The sequence below is a fragment of the Paracidovorax oryzae ATCC 19882 genome (assembly GCF_000687165.1).
Taxonomy (GTDB): Bacteria; Pseudomonadota; Gammaproteobacteria; order Burkholderiales; family Burkholderiaceae_C; genus Paracidovorax; species Paracidovorax oryzae.
The window spans coordinates 1-20981 of the sequence record NZ_JMKU01000046.1 but is presented as its reverse complement, the minus strand read 5'-3'; the positions used below and the strand labels follow the sequence as shown (position 1 = coordinate 20981).

Below are 20981 nucleotides of genomic sequence, written 5' to 3'. Positions count from 1 at the left end.
GCTGTTGCGCGCCAGTTCCCGGCACACGGTGCTGGGGCTGCGCCCGAGAAGGCGAGCGATGGATCGCCCGCTCCATCCCTGCTGGACCAGCGAGGCCAGCGTGAGGCGTTCTTCGGGCTGCAAGTGCGTGTATCGCGAAGTCATCTGTGCAAGTTACCTGAGGTTCAGGTGTTGCACTTCAGATTGGAGACCGCCCGGCATTTGAGCACCGCATCCCGCCCATTTCCTGTCGGAAATGCCCGGGCAGCGCGTCGGACGCAGCGCCGTGGCTTTGCATCCGCATACAAAATAATTAATCTCTGCAGAAATTAAATTTTCTTTAGATCGAAATCATCAAGAATTATTTAACCAACAATATCCCACGAACACGAGGAGAAACCCTTGTCGATTGCCGCAACCAGGACAGGATTGATTTTCGATGCCGGAACATTCACGGAGACACAACCTTCCATCGAAAGCCACTTCATCTGCGGCAAGGGCCTCATCGATTCACGCACCGTTTTCCTGATAATGAACCGGGGACGTGATTGTGAATTCGAAGATCGACTGCAGCGAAACACCGCGCTGCATATCACCCGCACGATCGAGCAGGCGGCGCAGGAAGAAGCGCCCCTGCTCTATGTGCAGGACCAGCTGGGCGATCCGGAAGGAGGATTCGATACCACCCGCGTGATCACGGCAGATCTTTCCACCCTGCTGCTGTCGCCTTCCGGCATGGGACGGGTCAGTGCCTGCCTGGCAAGGTTCGCACAACACCATCTCATGGTCTCCGCCATCCTGGGACCGACCTCCGGTCCCCTCGCCTTGCCGCTCATGCTGGCAGACGTCGTGATGATGACCCGCAAAGGGGCCCTGTGCATGGGCCGTCCGGACATGGTCCGGGCCATGCTGGGACAGGACTGCGACCTGCAGTCGCTCGGGGGCCCGCAGGTACACAGCGAAGCCGGTTCGGCGCAGCTGGTTTTCGATGACGAACAGGAGCTGTTCGCCTGCGCGCGGAAGCTGATAAGCCTGGGCAGCCGGCAGGCACCCCGCAGGCGCGCGAGGGGTCCCAGGCCGAAGCCACTGCACATCGGCAGACTGATACCGCGCGACCCTGGCCGGCCCTACGACGCGCATTCCCTGATCGAGGCGATCGCCGATGCAGGCAGCCAGGTAGAAATCAGCCCCCACCACGCCCCCGAAGTGCTGACTGGTTTCGCGACTGTGGGTAAACACCCGATGGCGCTGATCGCCAACAATCCCAGGCACCAGTCGGGCGCCATCCAGGGACCGTCGGCCAGGAAAATGGTCCGCGCCATCCGCATTGCGGACAAGCTCCGCATTCCCATTGTTTTCTTCGCGGATGTACCGGGCTTCATGATAGGCAAGGAAGCTGAGCGCAGCGGCATATTCTCCGCAGCGGCCGAATTGTTTTCGGCGCATGTCCGAAGCACCGTCCCCAAAATCCTCGTCGTCGTGCGAAAGGCATTTACCGGCGGACTGTACGCCATGCAGGGCCCCGGCTTCGACCCCGTGGCGATCCTCGCCTATCCGCACGCCAATATTGGGGTTTTTGGCGTCAAAACGATGGAAGCGATATTGGAAAGCGCTCCACCCGAAAAGCGGCAGGTGGTGGAACTCCTCCGCCGGGAGATCTCGGCGCCGGCCCGGCTGGCCGAGAAAGGCCTCGTCACGGAAGTGATCGACCCTGCAGACACGCGGGAAAGGATCCTGCACCACCTCGCCCCATTTCTCGCGGCAGAGACCCCCTCCGGACAGCCCGCGGCCCCCGCCAGGAAATCTGCCCCGCGCTCCGGGCCCATCGGCGTTTCCAAGGTCTCCGCTCCATTGCGCAAGCGTGCATGACCCGGACACCCGCCCGCCCGGCTCCCGACCGAATCCCCCCAGAAAGTGAAATACCGCACCGATGAAATCCTGGATCTTCGAACAATTCAACGTTTCCGCTGACGAAAACCCTGCCGCTTTCGACCCGGCCAACTATCAGGCGGAACTCGCCTGGCGAAGAAAGAGCTGGATCGATGCGGAAGCTCTGGGGTATGAGGGCATCTTCTTCAGCGAACACCATTTCGGTGGCGCACGGGTTTCTCCGGCGCCCGCCCTGGTGGCAGCCGCGGCCGCGGCACTGACGAAGCGGTTGAGGATCGGCATCCTCGGATGGGTGCTTCCGCTCAGCCAGCCGTGGCGTGTCCTGGAGGAGATCGGCGTACTCGATCACCTGAGCGGCGGACGGCTGGAAGTCGGCCTGGCACGCGGGTCCAATCCCGACGAGGCGGCAGCCCTGGGTGTGGATCGGGAGCATCTGCAGCCGATGTTCGACGAAGCCCGGCAGATCATCCGGAAGGCCATGGACACCGCCCCCCTCGAACACGCGGGCACCTACTGGACGCTGAAGAACCTGCACATCGTTCCCTCGCCGATGCAGAGGCCCTTCCCGCCGGTCTGGGCGACGGTGCGCAGCGCCAGGGCCGCGCAGGAAGCCGCCCGCGAGGGGCACAAGCTCTGCACGGGCTTCCTCTCCGTGGACGAGGTCTGCGTCCTCTTCGATGAATATCGCAACGCCATCCATGCCGGGTCAGAAGACGACGTGTCCTCCCGGCTTGCGATCAGGCGGTGCATCTTCGTGGCACCGGGCCGGGCCGAGGCCCTGGAACAAGCCGGCATCGCACGCCACAACATTCCCTCCATCCTCGAACAGGACACCATCGCCGGGTCGCCCGCCGATGTCGTGGAGCAGATCATCGAGCAGGCACGCCGCACGGGGGCTGGCCACATGGTGGGCTTCTTCACGGGCAATACCCTGGACAGGAATGCCCTGCTGACGTCCTACCGGCTCTATGGCCTGCAGGTCATCCCCGCACTCGGAAGACACTTCGGCCAGCAGCGAACCTCGCTTGCGCGTTGACACGGAGCACAGTGCTCCGGGGCGGCGCCGGCGAGGCACCTATGCGGGCCGGCCCCCCCCGGTGATGTACTGCTCCATCTGCTCGATGATGAACTGCTGCTCGGAGATCACGTCCTTCACGAGGTCGCCGATGGAGATGAGGCCCACGAGCGTGCCGTCCTCCTCCACCACGGGCAGGTGCCGCAGGCGGTTCTCGCTCATGAGCGCCAGGCACTGGCCGCTGGTCTGCACGGGCCGCACGAAGCGCACGGCGCGGGTCATCACGTCCGCCACGCGGGTGTCGCCGGAAGTGCGGCCCAGCAGCGCCACCTTGCGCGCGTAGTCCCGCTCGGTGACGATGCCGGCGATGCGCCCGCCGTCCATCACGAGCAGCGCACCGATGCCCTTGTCGGCCATCAGGCGCAGCGCGTCGAGCATGGAGTCGGACGGCGCGATGGTGAAGACCTCCTGGTGGGCCTTGGATCTGAGGATGTCTGCGACAGCGGTCATGGAAGCCTCCCGGTGCTGGATGGTGAACGGCATCTGGCCTGGCGCCAGTGTCCATGCAAGCCGCGCGGTCCGCAACGGGGCGACGCCCGGCCATGGCCGGGCGGGATACACAAGGTTGCAAAAAGCCCGCCGCCGCAGCGGTGTCAGTACGGCGCGGGCAGCGCGGCTGCGCCGGTCCGGCCGGCCTTGGCCGCCTTGCGCAGCGCCACGGCATCGGACGACGCGGTGCGGGGCCCCCGGTCCAGGCGGAACACCTGCACCGACTCCGACACGGTCTGGGCCTGGCGCTCCAGCTCGATGGCCAGGGCGGCACTCTCCTCCACCAGCGCCGCGTTCTGCTGGGTGATGGTGTCCAGCTGGGCCACGGCCGCATTCACCTGCGAGATGCCCGAGAGCTGCTCGTTCGAGGCGCTGTGGATCTCCCCGATGAACACGCCGACGCGGCGCACCAGTTCGAGCGATTCCTGCATGGTCCGGCGGGCACCGTCGGTGCGCGCGTGGCCCTCGCCCACCCGCGCCGCGGACTCCTCGATCAGCTGGCGGATTTCCTTGGCGGCGGACTGGGTGCGCTGCGACAGGCTGCGCACCTCCGCGGCCACCACGGCGAAGCCGCGGCCGTGCTCGCCCGCGCGAGCCGCCTCCACGGCCGCGTTCAGCGCGAGGATGTTGGTCTGGAAGGCGATGGAGTCGATCAGCCCGGTGATCTCGCCGATGCGGCCGGACGAGGTCTGGATCTCCCGCATGGTCGCGGCCACTTCATCCACCGCGCCGCTGGTGCGCTCGGCCACGCCCGTGGCCTGCTGGGCGAGTTCGCTGGCCTGGCGCGCGGAGTCTGCGGTCTGCTTGACGGTGCCGGTGATCTCCTCCATCGAGGCAGCCGTCTGCTGCAGGTTGCTCGCCTGGTTCTCGGTGCGCGAGGACAGGTCCTGGTTGCCCTGCGCGATCTCGCGGCTCGACATGCGCATCTTGTCGCTCTCCTGCCGGGCGTCGCGCACGATCGACAGCAGGTTGACATTGAGCTGCGCGAGCGCGCGCTGCAGTTCTCCGGTCAGGCCGGTGCGCGTCACGGTGACGCTCTGCGTCAGGTCGCCGGCCGCCATGCGGTTGGCCGCCCCCACCATGGTGGCCAGCGGGAGGACGGCCGCGCGGCGCACCCATGCGAATCCGCCGACGGCCACCCCCGCGACGGCCAGCCACGCCAGCGCGGAGAACACGCCCGATTCCTGGTCCACGAGCCCCGCGAGGAACGCCGCCAGCCACACGGCGGCGAAGGCCATGGCCACCTGCCCGCCCAGGCCGATGTCCAGCGCCTGGCGGACGCGCCCGGAAAGCGTCCTGCGCACGACCCGCCCGCGCTGCAGCGCATGCACCATGCGGCCGGCCTGTTTCTCGGCGCGCATGTGGCCGTAGAGCGCCTCGGCGCCCGCGATCTGCTCGCGCGAGGCTTCGGTGCGCACCGACATGTAGCCCACCGGGCGCCCGTCCTCCATCAGCGGCGTGACGTTGGCCATGACCCAGTAGTAAGTCCCGTCCTTGCGGCGGTTCTTCACCGCGGCGGACCATGGCCACCCGGCGGCGATGGTTTCCCACATGTCGCGGAAAGCCTCTTCCGGCATGTCCGGATGGCGGATCATGTTGTGCGGCTGGCCCAGCAGCTCGGCGCGCTCGTAGCCGCTCACCTCCACGAACATGGGATTGCAGTAGAGGATGCGCCCCTGCAGGTCGGTGGTGGACACCAGTGTCTCGCCCCGGGGGAAGGGGTATTCCTGGGGAACGACGGGAAGGTTGACGCGCATGGGGTTTCTCCTCTCGGCTGCATGGTTTCTTGCGGATCGGGCGTACCCGGCCGTTCCGGATGACGCGGCGAAATAGTACGGCGATGCGGCAAATTTGATGTAATTGAAAACACTTACTGCGCTTTCAAAAGCTTGATTTGCATCAAATTTCGTGAATTTCCGGACATTGCCACCGCACACGATAGTGCCCCAAACCCGCTTCGCCATTGATTTTTCCGTGGAATGCCGTGGCTGCGTTCCGGAGCGTGGAGGACCGGGCCGGTTTGTGGAATCTCGGCAATCGCTGGATCCTGTCGCGCAGCCTTCACCATGCAAGCTGGCTGAAAGCTTCAAGCGCTAGACCCCACGCGCGGGCAGTGCACCGAGCGGCATGGCAGGCTGAGGGGCCTCGGGAAACGGAATGCGTCCGCGCGGAAGGGTCCGCTTCACAAGCCGTTTTCAATCGGCGGTGAGAATGCACGGCTCTCTCAGCAGCGCCTGCCATGAATCCCACGCCCTTCCGCTCCGCTCGCCGCCTCCCCGCCCCGCCCGATTCCGACTGTCCGCTCCCGCCGCCAGGGTGTGCAAGCGCTGCCGGTGCCGCCCCCGGCGGGGGCCGCCAGGCGCCCGGCCGCCGGGCCCGCACGCTGTGGCTCGGGCTGGGCTTCTGCCTGGCAACGGCCCTGGCCGGCTGCTCGGACAAGGCACCGCCCCCCGCGCCGCGCGGCCCGGTGGAGGTGGGCGTGGTCACGCTGCAGCCCGAGCGCCAGTCGGTCACCACAGAGTTGCCCGGCCGCACCAGTGCCTACCTTGTGGCCGAGATCCGGCCGCAGGTGGGCGGCATCGTGCAGAAGCGCCTGTTCACGGAAGGCGCGGAAGTGAAGGCAGGCCAGGCCCTCTACCAGCTCGACCCGGCGCCGCTGGAGGCGGCCCTCGCCAGTGCCGAGGCTTCGCTCGGCCGTGCCCAGGCCACCGCCGCGTCGGCGGAATCGAACGCGCGCCGCAACGCCGAACTGGCGAAGATCGAGGCCGTGAGCCGGCAGGTGGCGGACGACAGCCAGGCGGCGGCGCAGCAGGCGCGCTCGGACGTGTCCGTGGCCCGCGCGGCGGTGGCCACCGCGCGCATCAACCTGGGATACGCGCGCATCCAGTCGCCCATCTCCGGACGCACGACGACGTCCAGCGTCACGCCCGGCGCGCTGGTCACGGCCAACCAGTCCACGGCCCTCACCACCGTCTCGCAGGTCGATCCGCTCTACGTGGACGTCACCCAGTCGAGCACCGACGTGCTGCGCTGGAAGACCGAGCTGGCGCAGGGCCGGCTGCAGCGCGCCGGCGAGGGGCAGGCGCGCATGCGGCTCAAGCTCGAGGACGGCAGCACCTATGCCCACGCCGGCCGGCTGCAGTTCAGCGGCATCACGGTGAACCCCACGACCGGCGCGGTCACGCTGCGCGGCGTGGTGCCCAACCCGGACGGCCTGCTGATGCCCGGCATGTACGTGCGGGCGGTGCTGGAGACCGGCGTGAACGAGCAGGCCCTGCTCGTGCCCCAGCAGGGCGTGACGCGCGACGCGGCCGGCAATGCCAGCGTGCTGGTGGCCGACGCGCAGGACAAGGTGGAGCGCCGCGGCATCCAGGTGGGCGCGGCCGTGGGCAACCGCTGGGTGGCCACGGCGGGCCTCGCCGCCGGCGACCGCATCATCGTGGACGGGCTGCAGCGCATCCAGCCGGGCGACGCCATCCACGCCGTGGAGGTGAAGATCCCGCAGCAGGGTGCGGCGGCCGCCGCGGCCAGGGCCTCCGCTCCCGCGGCCCCGGCATCGGCCCAGGCACCGGCTGCCTCGCGCTGACGCAGGAGCGCCCTCCATGGCCCAGTTCTTCATCAACCGGCCCATCTTCGCGTGGGTCATCGCCATCGTCATCATGCTCGCGGGCGCGATGTCGATCCGCAACCTGCCGCTGGAGCAGTACCCGGACATCGCGCCGCCGCGCGTGTCCATCAGCGCCACCTACACCGGCGCCTCGGCCAAGACGGTGGAGGAATCGGTCACGCAGGTGATCGAGCAGCAGCTCAAGGGGCTGGACAACCTCATCTACATGGGCTCGACCAGCGATGCTTCGGGCAATTCGCGCACCACGCTCACCTTCAATGCCGGCACCAATATCGACGTGGCCCAGGTGCAGGTGCAGAACAAGCTGCAGCAGGCCATGTCGCGCCTGCCCCCGGCCGTGCAGAGCCGCGGCGTCACCGTCACCAAGGGCGGCAACGACTACCTGATGATCGTCACCTTCACCTCGCCCGACCCGTCGGTGACGCAGGTGGACATCGGCGACTACATCTCCAGCAACCTGGTGGACGTCATCAGCCGCATCGACGGAGTGGGCGACGTGGCCACGCTGGGCACGGGCTACGCCATGCGCGTGTGGATGGATCCGGCCAGGCTCGAGAAATACGCGCTCATGCCCTCCGACGTGGGCAGCGCGCTCAATGCGCAGAACGCGCAGGTCTCTGCAGGGCAGCTGGGCGCCCTGCCCGCCGTGGGGCAGCAGCAGCTCAACGCCACCATCACCGCGCGCAGCAAGCTGCAGAGCAAGGGCGAGTTCGAGAACATCGTGCTGAAGGTAGCGACCGATGGATCGATCGTGCGCCTGAAGGACGTGGCCCGCATCGAGCTGGGCGCGGACAACCTCACCATCACCTCGCGCCTGAACGGCCAGCCCGGCGCGGGCATGGGCGTGGTGCTGGCCGACGGCGCCAACGCCATGGCGGTGGCCGAGGCGGTGAACGCCAAGGTCGCCGAACTGCGGCCCTTCTTCCCCTACCAGCTCAAGCCTTTCACGAGCTACGACACCACCCCCTTCGTGGAAGCCTCGATCGAAGAGGTCATCAAGGCGCTGGTGGAGGCCATGGCGCTCGTGGTGCTGGTGATGTACCTCTTCCTGCAGAACTTCCGCGCCACGCTGATCCCGGCCATCGCCGTGCCGGTGGTGCTGCTGGGCACGTTCGGCGTGCTGTCGGCCGCGGGCTACTCCATCAACACGCTCACCATGTTCGGCATGGTGCTGGCCATCGGCCTGCTGGTGGATGACGCCATCGTGGTGGTGGAGAACGTCGAGCGCGTGATGAGCGAAGAGGGCCTGCCCCCGAAGGAAGCCACGCGCAAGTCCATGGCCGAGATCACGCCGGCCCTGGTCGGCATCGCGCTGACCCTCTCGGCGGTGTTCATTCCCATGGCCTTCTTCGGCGGTTCCACGGGGGTGATCTACCGGCAGTTCTCCATCACCATCGTCTCGGCCATGGTGCTGTCGGTGCTGGTGGCCCTCACGCTCACGCCGGCCCTGTGCGCCACGCTGCTCAAGCCGATCCCGAAGGGCACGCACAGCCCGCACGGCGGCGCACCGCGGCGCGGGCCGCTGGGCTGGGTGGACCGCTTCTTCACGGGCTTCAACCACCGCTTCGACCGCACGGCCGACAGCTACCAGCGCGGCGTGGGCCGCATCGTGCGCCGGGGTGGCCGCATGATGCTGATCTACGCGCTCATCGTGGGCGGCATGGCGGTGCTGTTCATGCGCCTGCCCACCTCGTTCCTGCCCAATGAGGACCAGGGCGCCGTGCAGGTGCAGATCACGCTGCCGGCGGGCTCGTCCAACACGCGCCTGCAGGCCGTGATGGCCGAGGTGCAGAAGTACTTCGCGGCGCAGCCCGACGTGGTGAGCTTCAACTCCATCACCGGCGCCAACGGCGACCAGAGCTCCGCGCGCGGCTTCGTGCGGCTGAAGGACTGGAGCGAGCGCCCGCGGCCCGAGCAGAGCGCCGACGCGATCGCCCGCAAGGCCACGCGCGATCTGCGCCGGATCCGCGACGCACGCATCTTCGTGGTGCTGCCGCCGGCCGTGCGCGGCCTGGGCGCCAATGCGGGCTTCAACTTCCAGCTCAAGGACCTGAACGGCCTGGGGCACGAGGCGCTGGTGGCGGCGCGCGACAAGGTGCTGCAGCTCGCGCGCGACCGCCACGAGGTCTCCAACCTGCGCGCCAACAACCCCGACGACACCTCCCAGCTGGGCGTGACCATCGACGACGCCAAGGCTGGCGCGCTGGGCCTGGCCACGGCCGACATCAACAGCACGCTCTCCAGCGCCATCGGCGGCACCTACGTGAACGACTTCCTGAACAAGGGCCGGGTCAAGCGCGTGTACATGCAGGGCGATGCGCCCTTCCGCATGCTGCCGCAGGACATCGGCCCCTGGACTGTGCGCAACAACCAGGGCCAGATGGTGCCGTTCTCGGCGTTCTCCAGCACCTACTGGACCTACGGCTCGCCCCAGTTGCAGCGCTACAACGGCAGTCCCAGCTACGAGTTCGTGGGCGATGCGGCACCGGGCGTCAGCTCCGGCGCGGCCATGGGCGCGATCGACGGGATCATGAAGCAGATGCCCCCGGGCATCGGCTACGAATGGACGGGCGCCTCCTACCAGGAGCGGCTCTCGGGCTCGCAGGCGCCGCTGCTGTACGCGATCTCCATCCTGTTCGTGTTCCTGTGCCTGGCCGCGCTGTACGAGAGCTGGTCGGTGCCGTTCTCGGTGATCCTGGTGGTGCCCCTGGGCATCGTCGGGGCGCTGCTGGGCATCGGCATCCGTGGGATGTCGAACGATGTGTACTTCCAGGTGGGGTTGCTGACCACCGTGGGGCTCGCCTCCAAGAACGCCATCCTGATCGTGGAATTCGCCACCCAGCTGCAGGCGGCCGGGCGCAGCGTGATCGACGCCACGCTGGAGGCCGTGCGGCTGCGGCTGCGGCCCATCCTGATGACCTCGCTGGCCTTCGGCTTCGGCGTGCTGCCGCTGGCCATCGGGACCGGCGCGGGCGCGGGGGGCCGGCAGGCCATCGGCACCGCGGTGCTGGGCGGCATGGTGGCGGCCACCGTGCTCGGCGTTTTCTTCGTTCCCGTGTTCTTTGTGCTGATCCGCGGCTTCTTCGCCCGGCGTGGTGCGCAGGCCGAAGCCACCGCGGAGCATCCGCCCGCGGGCACCGACGGCCCCCCGCCCTCCAGCCCTGCCCCCGGAGCTTCCGCATGACGCGCGCGCCCTTCGCCTCCCTCCTTCGCCCGCGCCTCGCCGCCGGGGCAGCCCTGGCCGCCGCGCTGCTCGCGGCGGGCTGCACCAACCTCGCGCCGCCTTTCTGGAAGCCCGCGCTCCCCGTGCCGGAAGTGGTCGGCACCCCGTCCGCCCGTGGCACCGACAGCGTGACGTTGACAGGCGTGGTGGACATCGGCCTGGGTCCCTGGGAGTCGTTCATCACGGAGCCGCGGCTGCGCAGCGTGATCACGCAATCGCTCGAAGCCAACCGCGACCTGCGCATGGCGGCGCTGGCCATCGAGCGCGCCCGGGCCCAGTACGGCGTGAGCCGCGCGGACCTCTTCCCCACCGTGGCTGCCACGGGCGCGGGAACGCGTGCGCGCACGGCCGACGACCTCACCGCCGCCGGCCGCGCCAACACCACCGCCCAGTACAGCGCCCAGATCGGGTTCACGAGCTACGAGATCGACTTCTTCGGCCGGATCCGCAACCTCAACGATGCCGCGCTGCAGGAGTTCCTGCGGGTGGGCGACAACGGGCGCAGCGTGCGCCTGAGCCTGGTGGCCGACGTGGCCGGCGCCTGGCTCACGCTCGACGCCGACGCGCGCCGCCTGCTGCTGGCGCGCGAGACGCTGCGCACCCGGTCGCAGTCGCTCGCCCTGGCGCGGCGCAGCTATGAGCAGGGCGCCACCTCGGGCCTCACGCTCACGCAGACGCAGGCGACGGTCGATACGGCGCGCGCCGACCTCGCCAGCGCCGCCACGCAGCTTGCCAAGGACCGCAACGCGCTCCACCTGCTGGCGGGACGCCCCGTGGACGATGCCCTGCTGCCGCCCGCGGCCGTGGAGGCGCTGGCGCCGCCGCCCGCGGAGACCGGGGCCGCCGCGCCCGGCGGTGACCGCGCCGGCAGCCCCGATCCGGCGCGCTGGCAGCGGCCCACGGTGTCGGTGGCGCAGGCCCTGGCGGTGCCCGCGGGCTCGCTGCCATCCTCCACGCTGCTGCGCCGCCCGGACGTGCAGGCGGCCGAGCGCTCGCTGCGGGGCTCGTTCGCCAATATCGGCGCGGCGCGCGCCGCGTTCTTCCCCTCGATCACGCTCACCACCAGCGTGGGCACGGCGAGCAATGAGCTATCGGGCCTCTTCGGCGCGGGCAACGGCATCTGGAGCTTCGCGCCGCAGATCCGCCTGCCGATCTTCGACGGAGGACGCAACCGGGCCAACCTGCGCGTGGCCGAGGTCGCGCAGGAAACCGCCCTCGCCCAGTACGAGAAAACCGTGCAGACGGCCTTCCGCGAGGCGGCGGACGCGCTGGCCGAGCGCGCCACGCTGCAGGAGCGCCTGCAGGCGCAGCAATCCCTCGTGGACTCCAGCCAGCGCGCGCTCGACCTGACCCTCGCCCGGTGGCGGCTGGGCGCCGACAGCTACCTGGCCGTGCTGGATGCGCAGCGCTCGCTCTACACCGCGCAGCAGGGGCTGATCGGCGTGCAACTGGCCGACCAGTCCAACCGCGTCACGCTCTACAAGGTGCTCGGCGGATGGGGCGAGGAGCCGGACGCCGGCAAGCCGTGATGGCCCCCTTCTAAGGTGCCGCGACGCGGATGACGCTGACGGTCGCCGCGGCGCAGTCCAGGCGCATCTGGCGGGCGCACGTGCCGCCGGTGTCGCTCGAACGCACGGCGATGCCGCGGGCCTCCAGCAGCCGCAGCGCGGCCTCGGTATTGAGCGCCCCGACCGGCGGCACGCGCCCGGCGCCGGCAGCGCCCTCCCGCATGCTGGCGCCGCCCGCCAGGTGGGCCTCGATCTGCGCGCAATCCCCGGGCCCGGCCTGCAGGCGCTGCAGCATCGCCTCCACGGCCTGGTCCACGTAGCGCGCTCCGCCCGGCGGGTAAGGTGCGGGAGCGCAGGGCAGCAGGCAGTGTGCCAGGGCATAGAGGCCACGGGATTTCCAGAGCAGCGCGATGCCGACGCACGAACCCAGCGTGGCCTTGAGCAGTTCGGGGCTGCGCCCCAGGGCCAGCTCGCCCATGCGCACATGGACCTGCTCGGCGCGCTCCGTCATGCCGCTGCTTTTTCGTAGATTTGCGGCTGCACGAACTGGAACGGCACGTCCATGGACGTCAGCGACTCCGACTCGCCGATCACCAGCTTCCCGTGCCGGCGCAGCGACGGCGCGAGGTGGTGGACGACGCTGCGGATGTCTTCGGCGGTGAAGTAGATCAGCACGTTGCGCAGGAACACCACATCGAAACGGTCCTGCCACGGCGCCGGTTCCATCAGGTTGTGCGGCTCGAAGGCCATGCAGCGCCGCACGGCGTCTTCCAGCATGAACTGCCCGGGCCGCCGGGCAGCGTCGTAGCGATCGAAGATCCCGGGGTGGCCCGCCCGGAACGCCGCCACGGAAGACCCGGCATACCGGCCCGCGCGCGCATGCGCCAGCACATCGGTGCTGATGTCCGTGCCCAGGATCTCGTAGGAGAAACCGGGCTGCTGGCGGCGCAACTCCTCGCAACAGATCGCGATCGTGCAGGCCTCCTCGCCGGTGGAGGCCGCGGCCGACCATACCCGCAGCGGCCGTCCCCGCTCCTCCCGGGCCCACCCGGGCAGGAACACGTCGCGGAAGTACTGCCAGACCTTGGGCGTGCGGAAGAAGGAGGTCTGGTGGGTCGTCACCGCATCGACGAAAGGCTGGCGCTCGTCCACGTTGCGGTCCAGGTGCTCCACGTACCCGGCATAGGAATCGATGCCCAGGTGGCGCATGCGCGGGCGCAGCCGGGCCTGCAGCATGGTCTTCTTGGCCTCGACCATGTGGATGCCGGTGTGCCCGCGCACCCGCTGCAGCAGCCGCAGCAGGGTCGCGCCGTCCATGTCCCCGAACTCAGGCATCGGCCATCTCGGCCTCCAGCTCGCCGATGGACGCGAAAATGCGGGCGGCATCCAGCGTCAGCACATGGGTGGGCGTGCTGCCCTCGCCCTGCGTTTCCAGCACCTCGGAGACGTGGTGGCGCGTGCGGGGGGTCAGTGCATTGCGCATCAGCGAGGGAATGGGATATTTGCCCGCGGCATCGATGTGCACGATGCTGCGCACCCGGTCCACCTGCAGCCCCAGCAGGGTATCGCCCTGCTGCAGCACCACCACCTTCGGCTCGAGCACGTCCTGGGGCCCTGGCTCGCCCAACTGGTAGTAGCGGCGGATATCCACCACCGTCACCAGCTTGCCGCGCAGGTTGTACATGCCCGAGACGAATTCCGGCGCGCCCGGCACCGGGATCAGCCCGTCGCCGCAGTCGATGATTTCCCGCACGTCCTGCATCGGCAGGCCGAAAGCCTGCCGGGAGTCGAACCACAGGAAGGTCTGGCGCACGCCCGCATGCCGCTCCGCGGCGCGCTCCGTACGGGCCCGTGAAGCGAACAGGCTGCTGTGCTGGCCGGAGATGCGGCCGATCTCGCCGTGGTCCAGCACCCCCTGGCTGTCGAGCAGGAACACGTGGCCCCGCTCGCCCAGGTCCAGGCAGCCCGCGAACATGCTGGCGCGGTGGCGCGTCAGCACGGGCACGTGCATCACGTCGTCCTCGGAATAGGCGACGATCGCCTCCACGCTGTCCACCAGCAGGCCGACATGCATTGATCCGGCCTGGAGCACGACGACTCGCTGTTCACCGGAATCGTCGCCGTCCGTGCCGGCACCGGTCCGCAGCAGGTCCCCGAAGCGCACCACCGGAACCACGTTGTCCCGGATGTGCATCACGCCCGCGCACAGCGCGTCCTGCACCGGGGAGCGTTCGATGCCCCGGGCCTGCACGATCTCGTGCACCCCGTGGATGGCGAAGCCCAGCAGCAGGTCGCCCACCCGGAAGGTGATGCAGCGCGTGCGGTTGCGCTTGGCCCGGGAGGCAACGCCCTCCCCCGTGGCGGTGCCGGCCCGGGGCACGTTCTCGATCGCCACCAGCCGGTCGAGATCGAGCACGCGCACGAGCTCGCCCCCGACCTTGAGCACGCCGGCCACCACGCGGTGGGTGGATTGGTCCTGGTAGCCGAACAATGCCTGCTCGTCGCCGCGGGGGCGCATCACGCGCCGGGTGTCGTCGAACATCAGCCCCAGGCGGACGCCGCGGTGCTGGACGATCACCACCTTCGCGCCTGCGGGGTCGTCGGCAGTGCCCAGCCCCAGCAGGCGCCGCATGTCGAGCATGGGCACGATAGTGCCGCGCAGGTTGAAGACGCCCACCACGAAGTCGGGCGCCAGCGGCATGGAAACGATCCTGCCAGGCAGGTTGACGGCCTCCTGCACATGCCGGACGTCGATCGCGAACTCCTCGTCGCCCAGCGTGAAGGAGGCATAGACCGCGGACTGCCCGGCAGGGGCCGGGGGAACAGGCGCGGTGTCTTGCGGATGGCTCAAGGCGGCTCTCCTCTGCCGGGGCGGATCAGCCCTTGGCCTTGAAATCGGCGAAGGCCGCGGCCAGGCGCTGGGCGCCGCCGTCGAGATCGCGGCACGCCATGTCGATGCCCTCGGAGGCGGAGGCCGACTTCTCGGTTTCCTCGGCGATGTGCTGGATGGCGTCACCGATCATCTTGACCGCGCCGAGCTGCTCCTCCGCGGCGCTCGACACTTCGGAAATCGCCTGGCCGGTCTGGCGGATGCTCTTGACGATCTTCGTGAAGGCATCGCCCGCCTGCCGGGACACGTCGCTGCCCTGGACGATGAGCTTCACCGAGCCGTTGATGAGCTTGGAGATTTCCTTCGTCGCCTGCGACGAGCGCTCGGCCAGTTTGCGCACCTCGTCGGCCACCACGGAAAAGCCGAGCCCGTGCTCGCCCGCGCGGGCGGCCTCGATGGCCGCGTTGAACGCCAGCATGTTCGTCTGGCTCGCGATCTCGCTGATGACCTTGACGATCTCCGACATGTCTTCAGACGAGCGGCCGAGCACTTCCATCGACTCGATCGCCTTGTTGATCGCCTGGGCGCCCTGCTCCGCCTCTTCCTGCGTATGGCGCGCGACGGCATCCGTGCCCTTCGCGTTCTGGGCGATGGAGTGGATCGACGCCGTGAGCTCCTCGATCGAGGCATTCATTTCCTCGGTGGTCGCGCACAGGGCCTGGGCACCGGTCGCCACCGCGCCCGACTTGCCGAGGATGCCGCGGGTCTGCTCCGACAGGCTTCCGACCAGGGAGCCGATGGACTTGTCGAGGTCCTCGGCCCGCCGCTTCTCTTCATGGATGTCCTTGAGCGACCCGGCCACGCGCAGCGGGTTGCCTTCCGCATCGCGCAGCGTGGTGCCGCGGGCGCGGAACCAGCGGTACTCGCCCGAACGCACCTTGCAGCGGTACTCGAGGTCGTAGGGCGTCTTGCCCGTCTTGTCCATCAGGTGGGCAGCGAAGGCCTCGAACGTCGGGTCCTTGTCCTCGGGGTGCAGCAGCGAGCCCCAGCTGTCGAGCACGTTCGGGAAGTCGGTCTCGTCCTGGTAGCCCAGCAGCTTGCGGAACTGGTCGGACCACCAGAACGGCGTCTGCGGCTGCACATTGCCGTCGGCCGGGTACGCCATGTCCCACAGGCCTTCGCTGGCGCTCTGGTTCACCAGGTCGAAGCGGATCAGCGCGCCGTCCAGTTCTTCCTTCTGCTTCTTTTCCTCGGTGATGTCCTTGAGGGACCCGGCCACGCGCAGCGGGTTGCCCTCCGCATCGCGCAGCGTGGTGCCGCGCGCGCGGAACCAGCGGTACTCGCCCGAGCGCACCTTGCAGCGGTACTCGAGGTCGTAGGGCGTCCTGCCCGTCTTGTCCATCAGGTGGGCGGCGAAAGCCTCGAACGTCGGGTCCTTGTCCTCCGGGTGCAGCAGCGATCCCCAGCTGTCGAGCACGTTCGGGAAATCGCTCTCGTCCTGGTAGCCCAGCAGCTTGCGGAACTGATCGGACCACCAGAACGGCGTCTGCGGCTGCACGTTGCCGTCGGCCGGGTACGCCATGTCCCACAGGCCCTCGCTGGCGCTCTGGTTCACGAGGTCGAAGCGGACCAGCGCACCGTCCAGCTCTTCCTTCTGCTTCTTTTCCTCGGTGATGTCCCTGAGGGACCCAGCCACGCGCAGCGGGTTGCCTTCCGCGTCGCGCAGCGTGGTGCCGCGGGCGCGGAACCAGCGGTATTCACCCGAGCGTACCTTGCACCGGTATTCGAGGTCGTAGGGCGTCCTGCCCGTCTTGTCCGTCAGGTGGGCGGCGAAGGCGTCGAAGGTCGGGCCGCTGTCCTCGGGATGCAGCAGCGATCCCCAGCTGTCGAGCACGTTGGGGAAGTCGGTCTCGTTCTGGTAGCCCAGCAGCTTGCGAAACTGATCCGACCACCAGAACGGCGTGCTCGGCTCCACATTGCCATCGGCCGGGTACCGCATGTCCCACAGGCCCTCGCTGGCGCTCTGGTTCACCAGGTCGAAACGGGTGAGGGCTTCAGCCAGTTCCTGCTCGAGCGTGGAAGGCGGCTGCGAGGAGTTGGCGGCTGTGGTGGGCAGATCGGACATGGAATTTTCGTGATGGGGTATTGACAAATTTCCACGCAATGACCTGTCATTTTTGCGACATTTACCTGCATGGCGCGCTTCCCGAAAGGAAAGAGTCGGTAATATCTCACAAATTGCTACAAGTGATTGCAAGATAGGTATTTGTCCTACGCCCTGCATCAGGGCCCCTTCCCGCAGCCGGCGCCGATGCCGGTCAGATGTCCAGGGGCAATAGCGTCACTTCCATCGCATCGTCCAGCCATGCCATGGCAGGTTCGCCGGCCTCGTCGGCCACCCCCTGCCCGAAGAACTGCGACGCGCACATGACCTCCACGTCGATGCCCTCCAGGCTGTGGCGGGCGATCACCGCGCCGATGCAGGCCGCGCGCGCCCGCTCCACGATGCCCCAGATGATGGCCGTGCCGGCAGCGCACTGCATGCTGGCGAGCAGCGCCTCGGACCGGGCCCCGTCGGCGGACTTGTCCGCCAGCCAGGGCAATTGCTCGGCCAGCAGGGGATCGCAGAGCAGCACCTCCAGCAGCTCGCGCGCCTTGGCGGGTTGCAGCGGCACGACGACGAAGCGCTCGGTATCGAAGCGCGGCGGGTGGGCGGGCAGCATGCCCATTTGGGCGGTGGCGTTCTGCAGGCTCATGGAAGGCTCCTCTCCAGGAAATGTCGATGCCGTGCAGCATCGCGACCCGCCATTGCACCCGCACGCCTCGCACCGAAGCGCCATGCCGGCATGCGAACGGCCCCGTGCGGCCTGCCCGCATGCACCAGGGCGGGGCGATGCACCGAAGCGGTTCACGCCCGCATGCCATGCCGCAATCAAGCGTTATGGATCCCATAACGAAAACCATGCAAATTGCAGCAGCCCGCGCAGTAGATTCGCGGGACGCCCTCCCGACCGTACCCGCACGCCGATGGTGCCCGCATCCTGGCACGCGCATTGCAAGAGGCTTCGCGTGGCCAAGGCTGGCCACGTGGTCCGTCCCTCCTGCAATGGCGCAGGCGGAACGGGCCCAGGACGAAGGCGTCCCCACCCGTGCGAGCGGCCCGCTGTTGCGGCGCATGCAGGGTGCGGACGCCTTTTTTGTTTTCCGAACCGCCCGTGGGGGTCACGATGAAGAAATCCAGATTGGTGATGGTGGGCAACGGCATGGCCGGCGTGCGCACGCTCGAGGAGCTGCTGAAGATCGCGCCCGATCTGTACGAGATCACCGTCTTCGGCGCCGAGCCGCACCCCAACTACAACCGCATCCTGCTGTCGCCCGTGCTGGCCGGCGAGCAGACGCTGGAGGAGATCGTCCTCAACGACTGGTCCTGGTATGAGGACAACGGCATCACGCTGCACGCGGGCTGCACCGTGCGCGAGGTGGACCGCACCCGGCGCATCGTGCGCGGCACGGACGCCGCGGGCCGCACCATCGAGGCGCCCTACGACCGCCTGATCATCGCCACCGGCTCCAATCCCTTCATCCTGCCCATCCCCGGCAAGGACTTGCAGGGCGTGCTGGCCTACCGCGACATCGCCGACACGCAGGCCATGATCGACGCGGCCGCCATCTACCGCGACGCGGTCGTGATCGGCGGCGGGCTGCTGGGCCTGGAGGCCGCCAATGGACTCATGAAGCGCGGCATGCGCGTCACCGTGGTGCATGCGAGCGAATGGCTCATGGAGCGCCAGCTCGACGACGTGGCCGGCCGGATGCTGCAGAAGTCCCTCGCCGAGCGTGGCATGGGCTTCCTCATGAAGGCCCAGACCCAGGAACTGCTGGGCGACGCCTCGGGACGCGTGGCCGCCGTGCGCTTCAAGGACGGCACGGAAGTGCCCGCGCAGCTCGTCGTCATGGCCGTGGGCATCCGCCCGAGCACGCAGCTCGCCGAGAGCATGCGCCTGCACGTGAACCGCGGCATCGTGGTGAGCGACACGCTGCAGACGGTGACCGACGCGCGCATCTACGCCGTGGGCGAATGCGCCGCGCACCGCGGCATCGCCTACGGCCTCGTGGCGCCGCTGTTCGAGCAGGGCAAGGTGCTGGCCAACCACCTGGCCGAATACGGCATCGCGCGCTACCAGGGCTCGCTCACCTCCACCAAGCTCAAGGTGACGGGCATCGACCTGTTCTCCGCCGGCAACTTCCAGGGCGGCGAGGACACCGAGGAAATCGTGATGAGCGATCCCTTCGGCGGCGTGTACAAGAAGCTGGTGATCCGCGACGACCAGCTGGTGGGCGCCTGCCTCTACGGCGACACCGTGGACGGCAGCTGGTACTTCAAGCTGCTGCGCGAGGGCCGCTCCATCGGCGACATCCGCGACAAGCTGATGTTCGGCGAATCCCACCTCGGCGACACCGGCCACCAGGGCCAGAGCAAGGCCGCCGCCATGCAGGACGCCGACGAGGTCTGCGGCTGCAACGGCGTGACCAAGGGCGCCATCTGCAAGGCGATCAAGGACAAGGGCCTGTTCACGCTGGAGGACGTGCGCAAGCACACCAAGGCCAGCGCGAGCTGCGGCTCCTGCACCGGCCTCGTGGAGCAGATCATCATGTTCACCGCGGGCGGCGACTATTCCGCCACGCCCCGGACCAAGGCCGTCTGCGGCTGCACCGACCACGGCCACCAGGCCGTGCGCGACGCGATCCGCACGCACCGCCTGGTCACCATCCAGGACGTCTTCCGGTTCCTGGAATGGAAGACCCCCAACGGCTGCCCCACCTGCCGGCCGGCCGTGAACTACTACCTGATCAGCACCTGGCCCAAGGAGGCGAAGGACGACCCGCAGAGCCGCGCCATCAACGAGCGCTCGCACGCCAACATCCAGAAGGACGGCACGTACAGCGTGATTCCGCGCATGTGGGGCGGCGAGACCACCGCCGACGAACTGCGCCGCATCGCCGACGCCGTGGACAAGTACAACATCCCCACCGTGAAGGTCACGGGCGGCCAGCGCATCGACCTGCTCGGCGTGAAGAAGGAAGACCTCGTCAACGTCTGGAAGGACATCGGCATGCCCAGCGGCCATGCCTACGCCAAGGCGCTGCGCACGGTGAAGACCTGCGTGGGCAGCGAATGGTGCCGCATGGGCACGCAGGACAGCACCCAGATGGGCAAGGACCTGGAACGCGCGATGTGGCGCATGTACGCCCCGCACAAGGTCAAGTTCGCCGTGAGCGGCTGCCCGCGCAACTGCGCCGAGGCCGGCATCAAGGACGTGGGCATCATCGGCGTGGATTCCGGCTGGGAGATGTACATCGCCGGCAACGGCGGCATCAAGACCGAGGTGGCCCACTTCTTCACCAAGCTCAAGACCGCCGAGGAAGTGCTCGAATACACCGGCGCCTTCTGCGAGCTCTACCGCCAGGAGGGCTGGTACCTGGAGCGCACCGTGCACTACGTGGACCGCGTGGGCCTGGACTACGTGAAGAAGCGCATCCTCGAAGACCACGAAGGCCGCAAGGCACTCTGGGCCCAGCTGCAGTTCGCGCTCGACGGCGAGCCCGACCCCTGGTTCGAGTTCGACAAGGCCGCGGTGGATACCCGGCAGTTCGTCCCGCTGGCGCCTGCCGCGGCCGCAACGGCAACCGCCCGTTGATTCCGTGAACGTCCCGATCCTTTCCCCCCATACCCACGAGAGGCCCCCGATGACCCAATGGACCCCCATCTGCCGCGTGGACGACATCCCCGTGCTCGGCGCGCGCCGCGTCGCCCGGCCGCAGGGGCTCGACGTCGCGGTGTTCCGCAACGACGCCGGAGAAGTCTTCGCCCTCCTCGACCGCTGCCCGCACAAGGGCGGCCCGCTCTCGCAGGGCATCGTCTTCGGCCGCAGCGTCGCCTGCCCCCTGCACAACTGGAGCATCGGCCTGTGCGACGGACAGGCCGCCGCGCCGGACGAAGGCTGCACGCCGCGGTTCGCGGTGAAGGTCGAGGATGGGGAGGTGTACCTGGATGCGGCCGAGCTCGCGGGGCATGCGGTGGGGGAGACGAGGCCGGTGGCGGGGCCGGTGAGGCGGGGTGTGGCGATGGCTGGATGAGGCATTCGCCCGCATCTGCCTTCAGCGCGCTGATGTCATGACGCCTTGCTGTGGATCTTCTTCCCGGAGCCGGGATTTCGCCCCGGCGGGCGAGTCACTTTCTTTCGCTTCGCCGAAAGAAAGTAACCAAAGAAAGGGCGACCCTGCTGGATGCGACCCCGTTCGCCCGCAGGGCGAACGGGGCAACCTGGGGTGCTCGGGGGTGGGGTGTGCCGTGGAAC

At 68.5% G+C, this 20981-nt stretch carries 15 protein-coding genes; 7 read left to right on the top strand and 8 right to left on the bottom strand.

Going from position 1 to position 20981, the window contains the following annotated elements; genetic code table 11:
• Nucleotides 1-144: helix-turn-helix domain-containing protein (locus T336_RS26345; protein ID WP_156957834.1), on the bottom strand; the 144-nt coding region annotated here is incomplete at its 3' end.
• Nucleotides 145-381: 237 nt separating this feature from the next.
• On the opposite strand from T336_RS26345, the gene T336_RS0121880 reads away from it, so the two are divergent.
• Together T336_RS0121880 and T336_RS0121875 are read left to right on the top strand one after the other, a co-directional pair.
• Nucleotides 382-1848 (top strand): carboxyl transferase domain-containing protein, encoded by a 1467-nt coding sequence (locus T336_RS0121880; RefSeq protein WP_026434122.1) that lies wholly within the window; start codon nucleotides 382-384, stop codon nucleotides 1846-1848.
• Between the two features lie 61 nt (nucleotides 1849-1909).
• A complete protein-coding gene (locus T336_RS0121875) occupies nucleotides 1910-2905 on the top strand; it encodes an LLM class flavin-dependent oxidoreductase (protein ID WP_026434121.1) in 996 nt (331 codons plus the stop codon).
• Between the two features lie 39 nt (nucleotides 2906-2944).
• Here the strand turns inward: T336_RS0121875 and T336_RS0121870 are convergent, their stop codons facing one another.
• On the bottom strand, nucleotides 2945-3394 hold the full coding sequence (locus T336_RS0121870; protein ID WP_026434120.1) for a CBS domain-containing protein: 450 nt from the start codon (nucleotides 3392-3394) through the stop codon (nucleotides 2945-2947).
• Between the two features lie 143 nt (nucleotides 3395-3537).
• A complete protein-coding gene (locus tag T336_RS0121865; protein WP_026434119.1) occupies nucleotides 3538-5190 on the bottom strand; it encodes a methyl-accepting chemotaxis protein in 1653 nt (550 codons plus the stop codon).
• Nucleotides 5191-5672: 482 nt separating this feature from the next.
• Between T336_RS0121865 and T336_RS0121860 the strand changes: the two genes are divergently transcribed.
• From T336_RS0121860 to T336_RS0121850, 3 genes are read left to right on the top strand one after another with little or no spacing between them, the layout of a single operon-like run.
• Nucleotides 5673-7019 (top strand): efflux RND transporter periplasmic adaptor subunit, encoded by a 1347-nt coding sequence (locus tag T336_RS0121860; protein ID WP_026434118.1) that lies wholly within the window; start codon nucleotides 5673-5675, stop codon nucleotides 7017-7019.
• Between the two features lie 16 nt (nucleotides 7020-7035).
• A complete protein-coding gene (locus T336_RS0121855; protein WP_026434117.1) occupies nucleotides 7036-10245 on the top strand; it encodes an efflux RND transporter permease subunit in 3210 nt (1069 codons plus the stop codon).
• Complete coding sequence (locus T336_RS0121850) at nucleotides 10242-11813, top strand: TolC family protein (protein WP_026434116.1); 1572 nt, start codon at nucleotides 10242-10244, stop codon at nucleotides 11811-11813. Before T336_RS0121855 ends, T336_RS0121850 begins: the two co-directional genes overlap by 4 nt.
• Nucleotides 11814-11823: 10 nt before the next feature.
• Here T336_RS0121850 and T336_RS25535 read toward each other — a convergent pair whose 3' ends face one another.
• From T336_RS25535 to T336_RS0121825, 5 genes are all read right to left on the bottom strand, one after another.
• Nucleotides 11824-12303: a chemotaxis protein CheD gene (locus tag T336_RS25535; RefSeq protein ID WP_035226910.1), complete on the bottom strand. Its 480-nt coding sequence runs from the start codon at nucleotides 12301-12303 to the stop codon at nucleotides 11824-11826.
• Nucleotides 12300-13127 (bottom strand): CheR family methyltransferase, encoded by an 828-nt coding sequence (locus tag T336_RS0121840; RefSeq protein WP_026434115.1) that lies wholly within the window; start codon nucleotides 13125-13127, stop codon nucleotides 12300-12302. Before T336_RS0121840 ends, T336_RS25535 begins: the two co-directional genes overlap by 4 nt.
• On the bottom strand, nucleotides 13120-14643 hold the full coding sequence (locus T336_RS0121835; protein ID WP_026434114.1) for a chemotaxis protein CheW: 1524 nt from the start codon (nucleotides 14641-14643) through the stop codon (nucleotides 13120-13122). Before T336_RS0121835 ends, T336_RS0121840 begins: the two co-directional genes overlap by 8 nt.
• Before the next feature lie 25 nt (nucleotides 14644-14668).
• Nucleotides 14669-16747, bottom strand: coding sequence for a methyl-accepting chemotaxis protein (locus T336_RS27235; protein WP_051647405.1), 2079 nt, complete (start codon nucleotides 16745-16747; stop codon nucleotides 14669-14671).
• A gap of 193 nt (nucleotides 16748-16940) precedes the next feature.
• A complete protein-coding gene (locus tag T336_RS0121825) occupies nucleotides 16941-17378 on the bottom strand; it encodes a GNAT family N-acetyltransferase (RefSeq protein WP_026434113.1) in 438 nt (145 codons plus the stop codon).
• Nucleotides 17379-17849: 471 nt separating this feature from the next.
• Here T336_RS0121825 and nirB point away from each other — a divergent pair, with 471 nt between their 5' ends.
• Together nirB and nirD are read left to right on the top strand one after the other, a co-directional pair.
• Nucleotides 17850-20321: a nitrite reductase large subunit NirB gene (gene nirB / locus T336_RS0121820; protein WP_026434112.1), complete on the top strand. Its 2472-nt coding sequence runs from the start codon at nucleotides 17850-17852 to the stop codon at nucleotides 20319-20321.
• Between the two features lie 49 nt (nucleotides 20322-20370).
• Nucleotides 20371-20760 carry a nitrite reductase small subunit NirD gene (gene nirD, locus T336_RS0121815; protein WP_026434111.1) on the top strand — a complete coding sequence of 130 codons (390 nt, stop codon included), beginning with the start codon at nucleotides 20371-20373 and terminating at the stop codon, nucleotides 20758-20760.
• The last annotated feature ends 221 nt before the right edge of the window (nucleotides 20761-20981 follow it).

What these genes read in the sequence shown, in the direction of transcription:
- nirB (WP_026434112.1), top strand. Translation starts at nt 17,850, where the DNA reads ATGAAGAAATCCAGATTGGTGATGGTGGGCAACGGCATGGCCGGCGTG.
- T336_RS27235 (WP_051647405.1), bottom strand. Translation starts at nt 16,747, where the DNA reads ATGTCCGATCTGCCCACCACAGCCGCCAACTCCTCGCAGCCGCCTTCC.
- T336_RS0121825 (WP_026434113.1), bottom strand. Translation starts at nt 17,378, where the DNA reads ATGAGCCTGCAGAACGCCACCGCCCAAATGGGCATGCTGCCCGCCCAC.
- T336_RS0121875 (WP_026434121.1), top strand. Translation starts at nt 1,910, where the DNA reads ATGAAATCCTGGATCTTCGAACAATTCAACGTTTCCGCTGACGAAAAC.
- T336_RS0121865 (WP_026434119.1), bottom strand. Translation starts at nt 5,190, where the DNA reads ATGCGCGTCAACCTTCCCGTCGTTCCCCAGGAATACCCCTTCCCCCGG.
- T336_RS0121840 (WP_026434115.1), bottom strand. Translation starts at nt 13,127, where the DNA reads ATGCCTGAGTTCGGGGACATGGACGGCGCGACCCTGCTGCGGCTGCTG.
- T336_RS0121855 (WP_026434117.1), top strand. Translation starts at nt 7,036, where the DNA reads ATGGCCCAGTTCTTCATCAACCGGCCCATCTTCGCGTGGGTCATCGCC.
- T336_RS0121870 (WP_026434120.1), bottom strand. Translation starts at nt 3,394, where the DNA reads ATGACCGCTGTCGCAGACATCCTCAGATCCAAGGCCCACCAGGAGGTC.
- T336_RS25535 (WP_035226910.1), bottom strand. Translation starts at nt 12,303, where the DNA reads ATGACGGAGCGCGCCGAGCAGGTCCATGTGCGCATGGGCGAGCTGGCC.
- T336_RS0121860 (WP_026434118.1), top strand. Translation starts at nt 5,673, where the DNA reads ATGAATCCCACGCCCTTCCGCTCCGCTCGCCGCCTCCCCGCCCCGCCC.
- nirD (WP_026434111.1), top strand. Translation starts at nt 20,371, where the DNA reads ATGACCCAATGGACCCCCATCTGCCGCGTGGACGACATCCCCGTGCTC.
- T336_RS0121850 (WP_026434116.1), top strand. Translation starts at nt 10,242, where the DNA reads ATGACGCGCGCGCCCTTCGCCTCCCTCCTTCGCCCGCGCCTCGCCGCC.